Source organism: Bacillus cereus group sp. MG16, from assembly GCF_040459875.1.
In the GTDB taxonomy this organism is placed as follows: domain Bacteria; phylum Bacillota; class Bacilli; order Bacillales; family Bacillaceae_G; genus Bacillus_A; species Bacillus_A paranthracis.
In genome coordinates this window covers 81364-99216 of record NZ_JARVHE010000001.1, presented here as the reverse complement: position 1 = coordinate 99216, position 17853 = coordinate 81364, and the positions used below count along the sequence as shown (strand labels likewise).

Sequence of the window (17853 nt, the reverse complement as noted above, 5' to 3'; positions counted from 1 at the left end):
GAAACAGCAAAAAAATAAAAAGGACGCAAATTCGTCCTTCTCATTAACAACAGCGTGATATTTTTCCACCCTTTGCATTAAATCTAGCTTCTTGCGCTTCTGCAAAAAATTGTTTTTGACATACAACTTCTTCTTCTGGATGATGCTTTTTCATATGCTCTACATATGTTTCATAGCTTGGTACCCCAACAAGTAAGCTAATAAAGTGTTTCCTTTGTCCCCATACTTGCCGTAGTCTTTTAAGCATAGTTCCTCGACTCACTTTCATCTTTAGGGATATATGGTGCCTCTTTTAGCGGCATCGGCTTATTTCTTAACACTTGAATCCAAATTCGAATTGCAGAAATTAATACAGCGATTACAACGATCATAAAAATCCCACAAAGTGCCGCATCAATATAATCATTGAAAATAATTTGCTTCATTTGGGCAACATTTTTAGCTGGCGCTAACACTTTCCCTTCATCTAACGCTCCTTGAAACACCTTTGCGTGGGATAGAAATCCTATTTTAGGGTTTTCATGAAATAGCTTTTGATACCCCGCTGTCATCGTTACAATAAGCAATCCGACAGTTGGAATAAGCGTCACCCAAACATATGCCTTTTTTCCCATTTTGAATAAAATTGTCGTTCCAAGTAATAATGCAATACCTGCTAACATTTGATTTGCAATACCGAAAAGTGGCCATAATGTATTAATTCCACCAAGCGGATCAACTACCCCTTGATATAAGAAATAACCCCATCCTAATACACATAACGTTGTAGCTATTACATTCGCTAATGTAGAATCCGTTTTCCCAAATGGCTTATATACATGCCCTAAAATATCTTGAATCATAAATCGGCCGACACGCGTTCCAGCATCAATTGTTGTTAAAATGAATAGTGCTTCAAAGAGAATCGCAAAATGATACCAAAATGCCATCATGGCCGTTCCACCTATTACTTGTGAGAAAATATATGCCATACCTATCGCTAACGTTGGTGCACCACCTGTACGTGATAAAATCGTTTGCTCTCCAACGTTTACAGCGAGATCTTTTAGTTCATTTGGTGTAATAGCAAATCCCCATGAGGAAATAACTTGAGCTGCCTACGAGACATCTGTACCGATAAGTGCTGCAGGACTATTAATTGCAAAATACGTTCCCGGTGTTAATACACAAGCTGCAATCATCGCCATGGCTGCTACAAACGACTCCATTAACATTGCTCCATAACCGATTGGCTGTGCGTGTCCCTCTTGCTCAATCATCTTCGGCGTCGTACCTGATGAAACAAGAGCATGGAATCCAGATACTGCACCACAAGCAATAGTAATAAATAAGAACGGGAATAAGTTTCCAGAGAACACAGGACCAGTTCCATCAATAAATTTTGAAACTGCTGGCATTTGTAAATCTGGTGCTACAATTAAAATACCGATTGCTAATCCTACAATTGTTCCGACTTTTAAAAATGTACTTAAATAATCACGTGGTGCTAAAAGCATCCAAACTGGTAATGCCGATGCGATAAATCCATATACAATAAGCATTATAGCAATTGTTTCTCCGCTAAACGTGAATATGCTTGCAAGCGCTGGATTTTCCGCTACATACTGCCCTCCAATAAGAGACAGTATAAGTAGGATAATTCCAATTACTGACCCTTCACCAACCCGTCCAGGCCTAATGTAGCGCATATATACTCCCATTAAAATAGCAATAGGAATCGTTGCTGCTATCGTAAACATTCCCCAAGGGCTTCCGACAAGCGCCTTTACTACTACTAATGCTAATACTGCTAATAAAATAATCATAATGCCTAAAATACCAATCATTGCAATAAGTCCTGTAACAGGACCAATCTCATCTTTAATCATTTCACCGAGAGATTTACCATTACGTCTCATCGAAGCAAATAAAATGACAAAATCTTGCACAGCTCCGGCGACAACTACCCCTACAATAATCCATATTGTCCCTGGCAAATATCCCATTTGTGCCGCCAAAATCGGTCCTACTAAAGGACCAGCCCCAGCGATTGCTGCAAAATGATGCCCAAATAATACCCATTTGTTTGTCGGAACATAATCTTTTCCATCATTTAATGTATGAGCTGGCGTTTGTCGATTATTATCTAAACCGAATACCTTTCTCGCTATAAATCTACTATAAAAGCGATAAGCAACTGCATACACACATACCGCAGCTACTAAGAGCCATACAGCATTAATAGTTTCACCTTGTGATAAAGCTATTACACCAAAAGCCCCGGCTCCTACTGCTGCAATAACTCCCCAAAGTAAAATCGACTTCAATGTTCTCACATACAATCCCCCCAATACTATTTCTTAGTGGGATTGTACTAAATTTTCTGAATATTTAACTTGAATCCTCCCTATCATGAAGGATTTTTAGTTTATCATGTTAAAAAATTCGCATTATCTGCTATAATTCAATTTTATTTCGAAGTCGTTTCACATAATTACGACTTACTGGAATCGGTTGCTCATCATATTTATCTAAATACAGATTATATGTGCCATTATAGTAAGGCTTTAACTCTTGTACATATGACATATTAATTAAATAACTTTTATGCACACGTAAAAAATCATATGCATTTAGCTTATTTTCTAGCTCCTGGAGTGTATATGTTGAAATATACTGATTATTTGTTGTATAAATTGAAACTGTTTTGTTTTCCTTATTTTTGCTTACATATACAATATCTTCAGGGAAAATATACCGAATCCCCTCTTGACCTTCTATCGGTAGTTTACGCAAATAGCTCTTTGCTTTCTCACCTTGCTCTTTAGCCATTCTATATAAAAGGAATTGCAAATCTTCCTCGCGAAATGGGCGTAGTAAATAATAAACTGCTTGAAAACGAAATGCTGTAATGGACTCTTCTATATCTTCACCCATAAAAATAAATTTCGTATAACAATTTACTTCCCGTAATAAACTCGCATATTCAAAACCCGTTCCATCTAGTAATTTTGAATTTAAAAAAACAAAATCTGGTGTATGCTTCTTCATCATAAATAATGATTCTGTTCCTGTATTTGCTTCAAAACATTCTACATTCCTTATATTTACAGTAAATTTTTCAACTAAACTTCTTCGCTCTTCTGCATCTTCCATGATCAGTAAAATTTTCATTTCTTCAACCACCTAATTCTTTTGTCCGTATGTCCTGTTGTATACATTCGCTTTTATAAGGAACATTCCCTTTTTCTTACTATACCATTATTTATCTAAAAAAACAGAAAAAAGGGAACCATCATGGTTCCCCCTGCCCTTTTTTCCGTTATTTGTAGGCAGTAAAACCCACTGAATGAGAAAACATGGGCTCTTAGTTTTACTACTCTAAAACATAATTGGTACGGACCAATAATTGAGATCACTTACCGATTAAAGTTTTACCTTATACTAATTCTCGTTGTTTCGTTTCTTGCCCAAGTATAATCACAGCAAATACGCCTATTAAAATTGATCCACAGAAAATCGTAAATATTAGTGATAGTGAGGCCTGTAAAGCAACTAAATATCCTACTAATAGCGGTCCAAGAATACCACCAATACGACCGAATGCTGCCGCCATCCCTGCACCTGTACCACGAATAACTGTTGGGTATTGTTCAGGTGTATAAGCATATAATGCACCCCAAGCACCTAAATTAAAGAATGATAGTAACATGCCTGCTACGATTAATACCGTTAATGACTCTGCCACTCCAAATAAGTAAGCACTGCAAGCTGTACCAATTAAATACGTAACTAAAACAAACTTACGACCAAGACGTTCAATAAACCAAGCAGCTGTGAAATAACCTGGTAATTGAGCTAACGTCATAATAAGTACGTATTGGAAACTTTTTATTAAACTAAATCCTTTTAATACCATTACACTAGGTAACCAAAGGAACATGCCATAATAGGAGAAGACAACAGAAAACCATAAAATCCATAACATAATTGTTGCCTTACGATATTCCCCAGACCAAACTGACTTTATATTTTCAATAACGGATGGCCTTTTTTCAACCTTTTGGAATCTTGGAGAATCCGGTAAATTCCATCTTAAATATAAAGCATATAGTGCCGGAACCGCACTCAATATCATCGCAACTTCCCAACCATATTTCGGTATAACAAAATACGAGATAAGAGCTGCGATTAGCCATCCACCTGCCCAAAAACTTTCTAATAGCACAACTATTTTGCCACGTTCATGTGCTTCAACACTCTCCGATACTAATGTAGAAGCAACTGGAAGTTCTCCACCAAGCCCCATACCAATTAAAAATCGTAAAACAAGGAACATAGCAAGTGTCGTCGTTAAAGCCGTTAAACCACTACCGATAGAAAATAATAATAATGTAATAATAAAGACTGATTTCCGTCCTATTTTATCTGATAGTATTCCAAAAACGAGCGCCCCGACCGCCATACCAATTGAATTAATGCTGCCTATCCAGCCCATTTCTTGGGTACTTAATCCCCAATCTTTTTGCAGCGCTACCATTACAAATGAAAGCATTCCAACATCCATTGCATCAAATAACCATCCAAGCCCCGCTATACCAAGTAGCTTTCGCTTCGAAATTTCTTTCACCTTGCCCACAAGAAGTCCTCCTTACACAGCTGTCTTTACACATCATTTTACATGTGTGAATTGTATAAGTAAAATACTTTCGTGTAAAAAATTCTCCTTCATCATTCCCAAAAAGTAAAATACTTATCCGACTATTTGAGGGCAGTAAAACCCCTCACCTCAAAATTCAGCTGAAGCAAAGCGAGATAGATAAAAAAACCATGGCCATTAAACACCCGATTAGTGAGTGTCCGCAATCGGTAGTAGATGAATAAAAACGCACTTTATTAAAAATGGACAAATAAAAAAGTAGCGATAGAACGCTACTTTTTTGAACGCATGACTTCTTTTAAAAATTCCGCTAATACTAACTGACGACGCCAACGCGTTGGATTGCTACACAATCTATAAAACCACTCTAAATGGATCGCTTGAATCCATTTTGGTGCACGTTTTACCTCTCCAGCCCATACATCTAAACTTCCGCCTACTCCAACGGCCATTTTCGTTTCTAAACGATGCTTATTCGTTTGGATAAAGTTCTCTTGTCTCGGGAAACCAAGTGCAACAAGCAATAAGTCTGGTTTTGCCTTTTGAATACGAGAAACAATATTCTCTTCTTCTTCTTGTTTAAAATACCCATCTTGTATACCCACAATAGATACAGCTGAATACGTCTTCGTTAAATGATCTGCTGCAGCTTGTACAACATGCGGTTTTGCACCTAATAAGAAAACTGATACTGGTTTATTGTCTTCTGATAACGCCGCAAGTAAATTACACATTAAATCAAAACCTGCTACACGTTCCTTTACAGGTGTACCTAACATACCACTTGCTTTTACGACTCCAATACCATCAGGTGTAATTAAATCTGCATTTAATAATGTTTGATGGAATGCTTCATCCTTTTTTGCACACATAACAATTTCAGGATTTGCTGTTACTACCTGAAAAGTATGTGTTCGCTCCACTTCTAGTTGTTCTTTTAAATATTGGACCGTTTCATCCATTGTCATTGTAGAAAAAGGAACGCCTAGAATATCAACTGTTTGTACTGCCATAGTTAACTATCCTCTCTATCATTACAAGTTTTTCGCTATTAATTGCTTATATGTTTCCTTTGTATCTTCATATAGTTTTTGAAGTGAGAAGTTCATAATAGCATGCTCATAAATATGTTTCCCCATTGCTGCTAATTCTCCAGTTTTCCACTTATCATACGCTTCTTCTAAAGCTAATGCTAATGCCCTTCCATCATCTGTTGGCACAATCCATCCATACGTTTCATCTACAATTAATGGTTCAATCTCTCCAGCCCTAGTCACAATTGATGGTACGCGTTGATTTGCCGCTTCTAATAAAACTAGTGGGAACCCTTCACTATGGGAGGTTAATAAATTCACATGTGACGACGCAAATAATTGTTTTACATCTTGACGATGCCCTAAAAACTCGACTTTATTATTAATCCCTTTTTCAGTAGCCAATGACTTTAGATTTTCTTCTAACGGGCCATCGCCAACTAACAATACTTTAATTTTCTCTAATTTTGTTCGTTGTAACGCATCAAATAGAACTTCATGTCCTTTCACAGGATGCAATCGTGCTACTTGGATTGCCGTAAATACATCTTCATCAATATTGAACATTTCTTTTTTATTATAACCTTCTGCTTTTTCCTTATCGTATTCAATTCCATTATAAATAACATGCATCTTTTCATTAGAAATACCTAAAGCAGCTAAACTTTTCTTTAATCTATTTGTTACAACAAAAAATAAATCTATATTTTTTAAGGCTTTCAAATTCAATTTCGTAAAAATCCAACCTTTTAAGCCTTGTTTAGTAAAGTCTTCAAATGGATCACTATGAATAGTCGTTACCCATTTTGCCGTTATTCTCTTTTTCATTAAAGAAACATAGAAATTAGCCCTAGGACCATGCGTATGAACTATATCAAATTTTTCATTATTAATGAATTCGCTTATATTCTTTAAAATAGATAAATCATAGCGGGATTTTTGTAAAAACACATGGACTTTTATCCCTAACTCTCTTGCTTCTTTCGCAACAATTCCATCTTCAAATACCGCTAATTCTACTTCACCAGTTGGAAACTGATCGAGAAGTGAAATAATATGTGTTTTCCCTCCCCCATCTTCTGCTCCTGCATTCATATGCAATATCCTCATATTTTTTCCTCCTTTAAATCCTCGCCACATTTCCATCTATCTTTATTTTACTGTACTAAAAAATAAAAGCTAACAAAAGTTAGCTTTTATTTTAATCATTCAATTTCTAAGTCTACAATTAGATAAGCTAACACCACTACAAAGTAGATCCCAACTCCTGGTGCTGTTAAAATATGTCCTGCAATATAAGCAATACCTAATGCTAACAATAAGCTTGCTGCAATCATTCCATATTTTATATTAAATATCTCTTTAAACCTTGTAATAAATACTAGTAGGATTCTTAAGCCGTAATAAATAAATGGAATCATTAGTAATGCAAAACCAATAATCCCAAAGTCATAAAACCAATCATGGAAGTCCATTTCAATTAGCTTTGGATCTGGCTGCTTTTGTTCATTATATTTAAAATTACCTGCATAACCCATTCCTAATAACTTTTGTGACGTTGGCGCTTCTTTAAAGAACTGCTTATGTCTTTCTTCATATACTTGACGTCCGCTGAAAATAAGATTTTCTTGATTTTCTTTCTTTTGCTCTTTCTCAAGCTCTTTCTTAACTTCCTCTTCTATCTTTGCCTTTTCTTCTGGCTTTTCAACTTTATGATGATTTTCTTCTTTTGCTTTAAGTTCTTGCTCTTTTTTCAGCTTCTCTTTAATTTCTTTTTCTTTTTGACCTTGCTGTGCCACATTTTGCTCTGATAAATAGTTATTGTGAATGCCCATATTTTGTGCTAATGGCGTTTGTTTAAACGTTCCAACTACACCAGCTAATAGGACAATAGCAATTACTGCATTAAGCGCAAGGGATTTTTTGTTCGGATTTTTTCTATCAAATAATAATTGTAGTACAATAATCCCGATTGCTGCCGCTAACGTAGCACCAATTGAGCCCATTCCTACTTTCGTACCGACCTGAATTAATGAGTAAATCATTAAAAGCGATGGAATCCAATATAAAACGTGTTTCCAGCTCTTTGTTTTTTGAATAGAATATAGTACCACAATAGGGAAAATAATAGCTAAGATTGAACCTAGTTCATTCCCTGCATAGAACCAACCTCGAGAACCTACCTTCATCCATTCATAACTACCAAAGTCAGTAGATGTTGAAATAGAAATAACCATAATTGCGTTAATGATTAATGTAGAATATACAATACTATTTCGAACCTTATCACTAATATTAACTTTCTTTTTCAATGATTTTAAAGCTAAAATGTATGACCCCAGCATGATATATATATATAATGCTTTCGCAACGAATTTAACTTCTTCACTAAGTACAATAGGATCCTTAACTAGTTTGTTATTAATAAATCCTACCCCTAAAACTCCGGCTAATAATATAAGATAAATTAAAAACTTTCTATTTCCCTTCTCTTTTGCCTGAATTAAAATATAAATGCCACCAACAGCCATAATAAGGAATCTTACTAAAATTCCAACGGTAGCACTTGACTTTAATAAAGTGATGCTAAGAGACGTTAATAAATCTAAAACAGGCTGTAAAATAATAAAAAAGAGCAAAAAACGCTCAAATCTAACCCTAGCTTGATTTGCTAACATTCCAAGACCTCCATACAAAATCTTAACATTATCTTTTAATCATAATTTTTTATCATTCAAACACACCTAGCAATTATAACATAACTCATATTCAAATCGAGAACTATTTTTCCAGCTAAAACTAGCCAGGACAAGTATTAATCAGTAATAGAAATTACTGTTCTTTCGCTATACTCCTTATTTTTACAAAAGCTATCTAACAACCATCCCCTTATTTTTGTCAGTATATACATATTTTTTTATCATTTTATACAGATGTAAACAACATACCTACCATTGTAACATTTTACCAACTAGGTAACACAAAAAAATGTAAAATTAATCTTTTCATATCTTTTTCAAATTACTTTATAGCTATTTTCCAAACATTTTCAAACGCTTTCTTTATGTATTTTATCCGTTTTTCTACATGTAGCGAAAAGTAATTGTTATTTCCAATACTTTAGTGTATATTTTTTCTCTGGAACATCTTTAAGAGGAAGGGATTAAGGCCATGTTATTAATCGATATATTTACGTTTCTTGGCATTATCGCCGCTGCCATTTCTGGTACATTAGTTGGTTTAAAAAAAGATTTAGATTTATTCGGTGTCCTTTGTTTAGCTGTAGCTACTGCGCTCGGCGGCGGTATTATTCGTGATATTATGATCGGTAATCTGCCTCCCGTCGCATTTGTTAAACCCATTTACTTTTTCGTAAGCGTATTATCAGCATTATTTACTTGTATGTTTTTTGAGCGTATCAATAAACTTCAAGTTGTTATTATGCTTTCTGACGCTGTTGGCTTAGGCGTTTTTACAGCTATTGGTGCAAATGCGGCAATGTCACATCATGTTGACGCCTCATTTTTAGTTGTTTCAATGGGAGTTATTACAGGTATTGGAGGCGGTATTTTGCGTGACATTTGCGCTCAAGATATCCCCTACGTCTTCCGAAAAGAAATTTACGCCATCGCTTCTATTTTAGGGGCAATTAGTTTCCTAATCACATATGCAATGGGGGCACACGTATTGGCTTTCTATGTTTGTTTATTAGTAACATTCATTATTCGTGTTGTCACTGTCATATATAATGTACATTTCCCAGTTTTCTTTAAAACACATGCTAAAATTAATAAAGGTCATTAAGAGAATTCTATATGGAATTCTCTTAATTTATATACTATTCTACACACTAACATAGAGTAATTGCATATAAAAATATATAATTATATTAGAACCAAAAAATGAAAACGCTTTACAAACAGGGGGAAGAACGATGCTTGGGGTTTTTAAAAAACATAACAATAAAACAAACGTAAGTATACTTGAATTAAGTAAGAATCAACAAATCACTTTTAACGTTCCTACTAATTCTGAACTGAAAATTCAAATGGATATGCTACATATTTCAAAAGAAGATTTACAAATCGTAAAGGTACTACAGCCTTTTATTTATGAAGAAATTGATTGGATTACTGAAAAATTCTATTCCAATATTACAAAACAGCCTAATTTAATTACGATTATCGAACGTTATAGCTCTATTCCAAAACTAAAGCAAACTTTAAAAACACATATAAAAGAATTATTTAGCGGAGATATGCATGAAGACTTTATTGAACAACGTGTTAGAATTGCAAAAAGACATGTACAAATTGGGTTACATAGAAAATGGTATACTGCCGCTTATCAAGAATTATTCCGCTCTATCATGAAGATTTTAAAAACGAAAATTACAACAATTGACGATTTTTCTTATTCTATAAACGTAATAAACAAATTACTTACTCTTGAACAAGAACTCGTTATTGCGTCTTATGAATCTGAATATGAAAGAATGCAAAAAGAACTTGAAAAAGAAAAAGAAATAACAGCTATGACCATTACGCACATTGCAACAGAACTAGCATCTGTATCTGAAAAAACAAGCGCTTCTATTCAGCAGTTAACCGCTAAATCTGAAACGATTGTAGAAATTGCTAAAACAGGTACGTCATTAGCTACAACATCAGAAGAAAAAGCAAATAAAGGTAAAGAACAATTAAATGAGCAAAATAAACGAATGGAATACATTCAAACGAACATGGAAACGATTATTACAGATACACATGAACTTCTCGATATTTCTAACAAAATTAACGAAATTATAGATATTGTAAAATCAATTGCCGAGCAAACAAATTTACTCGCACTAAACGCTGCAATTGAATCTGCGCGTGCTGGGGAATTTGGCAAAGGCTTTTCTGTTGTAGCTGGAGAAATTAGAAAGTTATCAGAGCAAACGAAAGAATCTATATTTAACGTTACAAAGCTCGTTGAAAAAACAAATGAACAGATTGTTCGTGTCTCTTCTTCCGTGAAACAAATTAGCTCTCTCGTATCTGAAGGAACTGATAGTATGTCTGCAACGGATCAATACTTCCAAGAAATCGTAAAAGACATGTCTAACTCAAAAGAACAGAATAAAAAAATTGAAAATGAGTTAGAAACCATTTCACAAGTAATGAAAGGAATTCAAGATGATTCCTCAAAAATGGCTCTAACAGCTGATAGTTTACAACTAGAACTGAACCGATAGAGCGATTATGTCAGTAGAGATTCTTTATCTCTACTAGCTCTTAGTATTCATCTTCCATCAAAAAAAGAATCCAAATTGGATTCTTTTTATTTTCTAAAGAATATTTTTTGACAATACACATAACTCATATAAACACCAAAGCTTTGCAAAATAAACAATGCTGGCACAATAAGATTATAATATGCCATATCGACTTGGAAGAGCTTTAATAATACGTATCCGCTAATTAACAATAAGAACAACATATATCCCTCATTTTGTTGTTTCTTAATAAGAAAGTGTAATAGAGCTATAGTCATAAACAATGTTACCGCTATATATATCAGTTTTTCACATTTGAAAAGAGTAGAATTTATCCCCTCATCTGAAAACTGATTTATCACCGGTTCTAAAAGTTTAAATCTTTCTCCCTCAATCTCTTTTAACTTCTGATCAATATGCTCTGTTACACTTTGATTTTTCGATACTTTTTCCTCACGTTGCGCTTTTCCAATTAAGACAGATTGGACATACGTCTCATTCGAAATCGTATATTGTGACAGTCCCATTGTCTTAATTCCATAATTCACACTAAAATGAGCACTATAAAACAGAATAAGTATCCCTATCGTCTTTAGTAACACTTTTTGTTTCGTTGCTGATTGAAACACTTCAATTAATAATACATATATCGTGATAAAAATAGGAAGAAATAATCCCATTGGGAAAATCATATTACTACATGCAAATAAAATCGCTGAAAACACCCACATATAAGGATGATCTAATCCTTTATATAAAAGTATGTAACAAGCAAAATAAAATAAAAATATTGCAAGTGACTCAGGAGTTAATACGGAACTCATGAATATATTTGGAATATACAGAGCATAAAATGTGGAAGCAATACGACCGCATTCTTCTCCAAAAACCATTGCCGCAATACGATAAATAAAAAGTGCAGTTCCTGCGCAAAATAACACATTAAATAGTTGTAAAGCAAATAATGTATCACCAAATATACGAATAATTACTGACTCATATATAATAAACGGCAAATGAGTTATAGTCCCTATATTATTACCAATTGCAATCTCCTTTGCAGACTCATACATCATTTTCATATCACCAATTATTGGAGCATCTACAAATAACAGCATACTAAGCCTCACAACTATAGATATACTTATAAGAAAAATAAGAAATTGTTTGTCTGTAAAACGATATTGTAAAATTGATGCCACTAACAAAATGAGTATGACGAAAATTGCCAATATGATTGTTACACTTGTTGTACTTCCTCCAAAAAATTGCTTACTTGTCTCAAATGCTGTCCAACAACTATAAACAAAAAATGCGAGCATCGCACCAATCATAATTTTATTGAAGAAAGATGAAAAATTTGTTTGTATATGATTCATATGTCCATTGCACCTCTATTTCCATTCATAACAAAACGATTCTATCATGAATGGGTACACGGCTGATAGGGAATTTCTATGACAAATACATAGTCATTACTTTTTACTTGCAATGTAAGCGAATCCTCTTTTACACTACATTTTAGATAAAATAAATTTTCTTTCAGTTACATGAATACAAATACAGACATTTAAATAATCCTCTTTTGGAATACGCTTTACTTTATTAAATATCTAATATGAGTAATCCACTTACACATAATATTCTGATTGAAAACAGACTATAGGGGCTGAATATATGGAAAAGAAATTCATGCGAGAATCAAAAGCAATTAAAACAACACGTGTTTTTCCTAACGATTTAAATAATCACCAAACACTGTTTGGAGGGAAATTATTAGCAGAAATTGATAGTATTGCTTCAATTGCGGCTGCAAGACATAGTCGTAAACATTGCGTAACAGCATCTATTGATTCAGTTGATTTTTTAACTCCAATTCACCAAGCTGATTCTGTTTGTTATGAAGCATTTGTATGTTATACAGGGAAATCTTCAATGGAAGTTTTCGTAAAAGTAATCGCAGAAAATTTATTAGCAGGCGAGCGTAGAATTGCCGCCACTTGCTTCATTACATTTGTGGCAATAAAAGATGGAAAACCTTCGTCCGTACCACAAGTACTTCCTGAAACTGAAGAAGAACATTGGTTACACACAACCGGTTCAGAACGCGCGGAAAATAGAAAAAAAGGACGTTTAAAAAGTAAAGAAATGGCTGAGGTTTTAACTTTAAATAAACCTTGGAATATTTAATACGATACTCTTCCATATACATGCATAGGTTCTTTCTTCCTTGCATGTATTTTTTATGCAAAATATTCCCTCTTATCCTTTTATTCTCAATCTGTCCTCTTAAATCATGCACCAGCTTTTCCTTTATTTTGTTATACTGTTAATGGTATATTAAAGAAAGTTCGTTTAAAAATAACCATAATATGATTAAGTATATAAGGGATGGTGCGGTAATGACTATTGAAGTACCAATTTCAATACCAAAAACGTTAATTATTATTCCAGCGTATAACGAGGAAGAGGCAATTGCAGATACATTAACAAGATTATTAAAACTAAAACAGCATTTTACTGGATTAAGCATTTGCGTTATTAATGATGGATCACACGATAAAACAGCTCAAATCGTAAAAGAATTTCCTGTTCACCTTGTGAATTTACCGTATAATCTAGGTATTGGCTCAGCTGTACAAACTGGATATAAATACGCATATGAGAATGGATATGATATTGCGATTCAGTTCGATGCTGATGGACAACATAACCCAGATGATTTATATAAAATTATAAAGCCTATCGCTGAAGATGAATGCGATATGGTACTAGGGTCACGTTTTACAGAAAAAACAGCATATAAAGGTAGTATTTCCAGAAGAATCGGTATTTTTTATTTTACTGCCCTATTGAAAGTACTAACAAAACAAACATTTATGGATCCAACTTCTGGATATCGTGCTATCAATCGAGAAGTAATTACAATTTTTGCACACAATTATCCAAAAGATTATCCAGAACCAGAAGTTCTTATTCATTTAAAAAAGAAAAAACTTCGCATTAATGAAATATCTGTAAATATGCAAGAGCGACAAGGTGGACAATCTTCTATCACACCTTTTAAATCTGCATATTACATGATTAAGGTAAGTCTTGCTATATTGATGCAAAAAATCGTGAAAGGTTGATAATAAATGCCTATAATTACCTTTTCATTCATCTTTATTTTATTATTATTATTATTAATTATTAATTCTATTCGTCGCGGAACTTTAGAAACGAAATATGCTGTTTTGTGGATTTTTGTTTGTATTGCAATGGCTATTTTAAGTTCTACCGATAAAATTATAAACTGGATTGGAAAACTATTAAAAGTAGAATATCCCCCTTCCATTTTATTTTTATTTGGATTATTATTCTGTTTCATCTTAATTTTTGATCTAACAAGAAAAATTTCTAAACAACATCATCAACTTGTAACATTAACGCAAGATTATGCGTTACTAAAGCAAAAACTACATGCAACTGAGCCAGACAAAGATTAACCTAATAGTTCAAAACCAATATAAAAAACCTCTTAATTTATTTCAAAAATTAAGAGGTTTTTTATTCTCAATAATAATTTATTCCCCTTCACAATCGTTACGATAAATATATCCTACTTACTAACTAAGTAAAAATAGTATAAATAAGAATTTATATGCAATAAACATATTAAAGCCGTTTGAAATACGAGAATTAACCATAAGTCACCACCTTTTTAATAGAAAGTTGATTTACAAAGTTTATATGCGTTAAAATTATACAGATGTTCTTGTAATCTTCTTCCTTTCAAAAGGCTTGTATATATGGTGCAAGACATAAAAAACTTGAGGAGATAAAAATTCTATGATGGAACAAAAACAACTTGTTTCTGTTGTCATACCTCTGTATAACACGGAAAAATATATTGAAGAAACGATGCAGTCAATATTAGATCAAACATATAAAAACATCGAAATTGTAATTGTAGATGATGGGAGTAAAGATCAGTCACCTTCTATCGTAAAAAATCTTGCTGAAAAATACCCAGGGCAAGTAAAATACGTTCATCAAAAAAACCAAGGCGTTTCAGTAGCCCGTAATACAGGTATGGAAAATGCTAGCGGAGAATATGTCGCTTTCCTTGATAGCGATGACTTATGGCATCCAACTAAAATTGAGAAGCAAGTCGAAAGTATGCATAAAAACGAAATGGACGCGTGCTATTGTGGTTATATGAATTTCTACGAAGAAACAGGCGAGAAGGTTGAACATACAACAAACTTTATTAAAGGTGATATGACAAAAGCATTCCTAACACATCAAGTTGTTGCTCAAACAAGTACTTGGATTTTCAAAAAATCTATCGTAATAGATCATAACATTCGTTTTACACCAGGATGTAGTTGGGGCGAAGACTTGGAGTTTTTATTTAAACTTATGAGTGTGACAAATGTATGTTATGTCGATGAATATTTAACATATTACAGAATCTTATCAGAAGGAAATCTTTCTTCTAAATATAAAGATTATGAATTAAAAACGGCAAAAGAGCTGGAAGTATTCAATCGTATGAAAGACTGGGTACATAATAAATCTCAAGATTTCATTACAAAAGACCCTCAGTCACTTATTGAGATTCTTGAGACTTATTTATTTCCTTATACAGTCATCAATAACTCTTGTATATATATTAAAGAAAACTCTCAATTAGATAAATCACAAGTTCAATTAATCAAAAAAGATATAAAGAAATATTGCCGTAAAATCTATTCAAAGAATGGAAAGCGTAGTAAAAAACTATATGCAATGCTTTGGTTTGTACGAATTAAATTTCTGTTTTCTTAAACTGAAAATATAACGATACTCTCTTTCTGTGAACAAATCAAAATTACAAATAGGACAAGCTAACCGGGTCCTAAAGAATAGAAAGGTCTTTTCTCATGAAAACAAATAAAATTCTAAAAAATGCATCCTACCTCTTTGTAGGAAACATTACTGTTCGTTTTGTACTGGCTATTGCAACAATTCTCTTTGCAAGATATGTTTCACCAGATGAGTACGGGATGTTTACAGTTGCATTAGCAGTTTCCGCTGTCATTTGCTATTTTACGGATGCAGGTTTGACACATACGTTTATGCGTGAAGGAACAAGAAGCAACGCTAACATTAGCGTATTAATAAGCAGTTATTTACGAATTCGTTTAGTATTAGCTATCGTAATTTCTGTGCTCTTCGCCATTTTCGCTCAGTTCTTCTACACTGATGCTTACTTACGTGCCATGGTATATTGGGTCGTACTACCAACCATGTTTGGAGCTACTTTACAAGGGGTTGGGATGGCCTATTTCCAAGTAACAGAGCGTATGCAATTCACAGCGATTATTTCTGTACTACAAGGTGTGACGGCCGCAGCCGCTCTTCTGCTAGGGATGTCATTTAAATGGTCACTTATGATGGTTGCTGCTATGTATGGAATATCTAGCCTTATAACAGGAGTCATTGCCTTTATAATGACAATCCGCTATACAACAATTCATAAGGGTTGGAATAAAGGCATTTTAGATCAATTACTTATTTTCACAGTCAATGGCGTTATCATTATGCTTTTACCGCAGTTAGGTCCTATTATCTTAGAAAAAGTTTCAACGAAAGCACAAGTTGGATTCTTTGGGGCCGCCTATAAAATACCTGCTGTACTTTACCAAATACCTGGTGTAATTGCAGCAGCCTTTTATCCAAAATTGTTTGCTTTTGGAAACGAAAATAATATTGATGAACATAGAAAGCTATCTCAATTCGAATTAAAGCTTATGTCTTTCTTAGGGATGGGAATTTCTATCCCGTTTATTGCCGATCCAAGTTTTTGGATTGTAACTCTATTAGGTGAAAAATATGCGCCAGCTGGTAATGCACTTGCAATTTTAGCCTTTATGGTCATTTTACAATCTATCAACTATCCGCTTGCTGATAATTTAACAACAGCTGGTCAACAATGGAAACGTGCGACAACTATGGCAATTGGATTAGCTGTCGCTATCATAAGTTACATCATATTAGGTAGCCAATTCGGAATGATGGGAGCTGCTGTAGCTGCTATCCTTACTGAGATTACATTATTAATCGGATTTTCATTATTCGTTCGTAAAGGATTTTCATTGCTATTCAAAGGAATAATATTCAATACACTAGCATTTATAATTAGTTATGCAATATACCGCACAGTATTAATTAGCTTACCACCACTAGTAGCTTTAGTACTTACTGGTATATTGTATGGCATTATTGGCCTTGCAATTGATCCACAAATACGCAGATTAATTTTAGGATTTGTAAATAAAAAGCTAGGTAGATAAACAATAACAAGGCAAGCTTCTAAATTGTAAATAGAAGCTTGTTTTTTTACTTATATACAATTCCCCTTCATAATAAAAGGTTCTAGGTACAACCCCAATATATTTCTCGTACTTCTCTCCACTTAATACAACTGGCTTTTCCGTCAAATATAGTATTTCCACAAATTCTTTCATCTACTTATCAAACAGACCAATGAACTGGATTATTCCTCTTTTTACAGTTATTATTCGTTTGGTATGTCCCGTTAATTCTCGTATGTGTTAAATCAATTCCTCACCTGTAATGGCACCACAACCTGATATGTTCCAATTTTGTCCATAGGCCTCGCCATGTGAAGCTAATTCAACTATTGCTTTTGCACCATCTGGTGTAAAACTATATTCACGGGCAATCTTTTTATCTCCAATAAAGCTAGACATTTTATTTGCAAGTATTCCTTTTAATGTATGATGGACAAGTGTGTTTTCTGCATTTGGACCATAAAAGTTTGGGAAATGAGCAATAAACATTCGTACATTAGCTTATTTTGAAAATATATACATTTTGAAATGATGGCATTATATGAAAGAATTTAGTATCATGATTCAAGGTACTATTTCAAG

At 33.6% G+C, this 17853-nt stretch carries 14 protein-coding genes and 3 pseudogenes; 8 read left to right on the top strand and 9 right to left on the bottom strand.

The features are described from left to right. Positions 1-43: 43 nt before the first annotated feature. The 7 genes and pseudogenes from QCI73_RS00475 to QCI73_RS00445 form a co-directional block, all read right to left on the bottom strand. Positions 44-247: a YbdD/YjiX family protein gene (locus QCI73_RS00475; RefSeq protein ID WP_000919824.1), complete on the bottom strand. Its 204-nt coding sequence runs from the start codon at positions 245-247 to the stop codon at positions 44-46. Continuing rightward, positions 240-2315 (bottom strand): annotated as a pseudogene (gene cstA, locus QCI73_RS00470) (carbon starvation protein CstA). Before cstA ends, QCI73_RS00475 begins: the two are co-directional and overlap by 8 nt. A gap of 121 nt (positions 2316-2436) precedes the next feature. Beyond that, positions 2437-3153, bottom strand: coding sequence for a LytR/AlgR family response regulator transcription factor (locus QCI73_RS00465; protein WP_353822336.1), 717 nt, complete (start codon positions 3151-3153; stop codon positions 2437-2439). A gap of 265 nt (positions 3154-3418) precedes the next feature. Beyond that, positions 3419-4618 carry an MFS transporter gene (locus QCI73_RS00460; RefSeq protein WP_000521096.1) on the bottom strand — a complete coding sequence of 400 codons (1200 nt, stop codon included), beginning with the start codon at positions 4616-4618 and terminating at the stop codon, positions 3419-3421. Positions 4619-4911: 293 nt separating this feature from the next. After that, positions 4912-5652 carry a WecB/TagA/CpsF family glycosyltransferase gene (locus tag QCI73_RS00455; RefSeq protein ID WP_000290759.1) on the bottom strand — a complete coding sequence of 247 codons (741 nt, stop codon included), beginning with the start codon at positions 5650-5652 and terminating at the stop codon, positions 4912-4914. Positions 5653-5673: 21 nt separating this feature from the next. Then, positions 5674-6783 carry a glycosyltransferase family 4 protein gene (locus QCI73_RS00450; protein ID WP_262724326.1) on the bottom strand — a complete coding sequence of 370 codons (1110 nt, stop codon included), beginning with the start codon at positions 6781-6783 and terminating at the stop codon, positions 5674-5676. Between the two features lie 95 nt (positions 6784-6878). After that, on the bottom strand, positions 6879-8351 hold the full coding sequence (locus QCI73_RS00445; protein ID WP_262724327.1) for an O-antigen ligase family protein: 1473 nt from the start codon (positions 8349-8351) through the stop codon (positions 6879-6881). A gap of 493 nt (positions 8352-8844) precedes the next feature. Here QCI73_RS00445 and QCI73_RS00440 point away from each other — a divergent pair, with 493 nt between their 5' ends. The 3 genes and pseudogenes from QCI73_RS00440 to QCI73_RS30815 all read left to right on the top strand — a co-directional run bounded on the left by QCI73_RS00440 (position 8845) and on the right by QCI73_RS30815 (position 10909). Next, positions 8845-9477: a trimeric intracellular cation channel family protein gene (locus QCI73_RS00440; protein WP_000924376.1), complete on the top strand. Its 633-nt coding sequence runs from the start codon at positions 8845-8847 to the stop codon at positions 9475-9477. Between the two features lie 130 nt (positions 9478-9607). Further along, positions 9608-10105: pseudogene (locus QCI73_RS30820) on the top strand (protoglobin family protein); the annotation flags it as partial. Positions 10106-10168: 63 nt separating this feature from the next. Beyond that, positions 10169-10909 carry a methyl-accepting chemotaxis protein gene (locus QCI73_RS30815; protein ID WP_370530095.1) on the top strand — a complete coding sequence of 247 codons (741 nt, stop codon included), beginning with the start codon at positions 10169-10171 and terminating at the stop codon, positions 10907-10909. 86 nt (positions 10910-10995) lie between these two features. Here the strand turns inward: QCI73_RS30815 and QCI73_RS00430 are convergent, their stop codons facing one another. Beyond that, the gene (locus QCI73_RS00430) at positions 10996-12309 is read right to left on the bottom strand and encodes an ArnT family glycosyltransferase (RefSeq protein WP_353822335.1); all 1314 of its coding nucleotides are present in this window, start codon (positions 12307-12309) and stop codon (positions 10996-10998) included. 298 nt (positions 12310-12607) lie between these two features. Between QCI73_RS00430 and QCI73_RS00425 the strand changes: the two genes are divergently transcribed. The 5 genes from QCI73_RS00425 (at position 12608) to QCI73_RS00405 (ending at position 17250) form a co-directional block, all read left to right on the top strand. Further along, complete coding sequence (locus QCI73_RS00425; RefSeq protein WP_000412121.1) at positions 12608-13120, top strand: acyl-CoA thioesterase; 513 nt, start codon at positions 12608-12610, stop codon at positions 13118-13120. A gap of 212 nt (positions 13121-13332) precedes the next feature. Beyond that, complete coding sequence (locus QCI73_RS00420; RefSeq protein ID WP_000151538.1) at positions 13333-14061, top strand: glycosyltransferase family 2 protein; 729 nt, start codon at positions 13333-13335, stop codon at positions 14059-14061. 6 nt (positions 14062-14067) lie between these two features. Beyond that, complete coding sequence (locus QCI73_RS00415; protein ID WP_001121772.1) at positions 14068-14418, top strand: DUF2304 domain-containing protein; 351 nt, start codon at positions 14068-14070, stop codon at positions 14416-14418. Between the two features lie 343 nt (positions 14419-14761). Further along, entirely contained in the window at positions 14762-15742 is a 981-nt protein-coding gene (locus QCI73_RS00410) for a glycosyltransferase family 2 protein (protein ID WP_061529232.1), read from the top strand. Between the two features lie 95 nt (positions 15743-15837). Beyond that, positions 15838-17250, top strand: coding sequence for an oligosaccharide flippase family protein (locus tag QCI73_RS00405; protein ID WP_353822334.1), 1413 nt, complete (start codon positions 15838-15840; stop codon positions 17248-17250). On the opposite strand, the pseudogene QCI73_RS00400 reads toward QCI73_RS00405, so the two are convergent. Beyond that, positions 17239-17772, bottom strand: a pseudogene (locus QCI73_RS00400) (Rossmann-fold NAD(P)-binding domain-containing protein); the annotation flags it as partial. The gene QCI73_RS00405 and the pseudogene QCI73_RS00400 overlap by 12 nt on opposite strands. Positions 17773-17853 lie beyond the last annotated feature (81 nt).

Coding starts and splice junctions, on each gene's coding strand:
- QCI73_RS00445 (WP_262724327.1), bottom strand. CDS start 8,351: ATGTTAGCAAATCAAGCTAGGGTTAGATTTGAGCGTTTTTTGCTCTTT.
- QCI73_RS30815 (WP_370530095.1), top strand. CDS start 10,169: ATGCAAAAAGAACTTGAAAAAGAAAAAGAAATAACAGCTATGACCATT.
- QCI73_RS00405 (WP_353822334.1), top strand. CDS start 15,838: ATGAAAACAAATAAAATTCTAAAAAATGCATCCTACCTCTTTGTAGGA.
- QCI73_RS00430 (WP_353822335.1), bottom strand. CDS start 12,309: ATGAATCATATACAAACAAATTTTTCATCTTTCTTCAATAAAATTATG.
- QCI73_RS00420 (WP_000151538.1), top strand. CDS start 13,333: ATGACTATTGAAGTACCAATTTCAATACCAAAAACGTTAATTATTATT.
- QCI73_RS00465 (WP_353822336.1), bottom strand. CDS start 3,153: ATGAAAATTTTACTGATCATGGAAGATGCAGAAGAGCGAAGAAGTTTA.
- QCI73_RS00440 (WP_000924376.1), top strand. CDS start 8,845: ATGTTATTAATCGATATATTTACGTTTCTTGGCATTATCGCCGCTGCC.
- QCI73_RS00425 (WP_000412121.1), top strand. CDS start 12,608: ATGGAAAAGAAATTCATGCGAGAATCAAAAGCAATTAAAACAACACGT.
- QCI73_RS00475 (WP_000919824.1), bottom strand. CDS start 247: ATGCTTAAAAGACTACGGCAAGTATGGGGACAAAGGAAACACTTTATT.
- QCI73_RS00450 (WP_262724326.1), bottom strand. CDS start 6,783: ATGAGGATATTGCATATGAATGCAGGAGCAGAAGATGGGGGAGGGAAA.
- QCI73_RS00415 (WP_001121772.1), top strand. CDS start 14,068: ATGCCTATAATTACCTTTTCATTCATCTTTATTTTATTATTATTATTA.
- QCI73_RS00410 (WP_061529232.1), top strand. CDS start 14,762: ATGATGGAACAAAAACAACTTGTTTCTGTTGTCATACCTCTGTATAAC.
- QCI73_RS00455 (WP_000290759.1), bottom strand. CDS start 5,652: ATGGCAGTACAAACAGTTGATATTCTAGGCGTTCCTTTTTCTACAATG.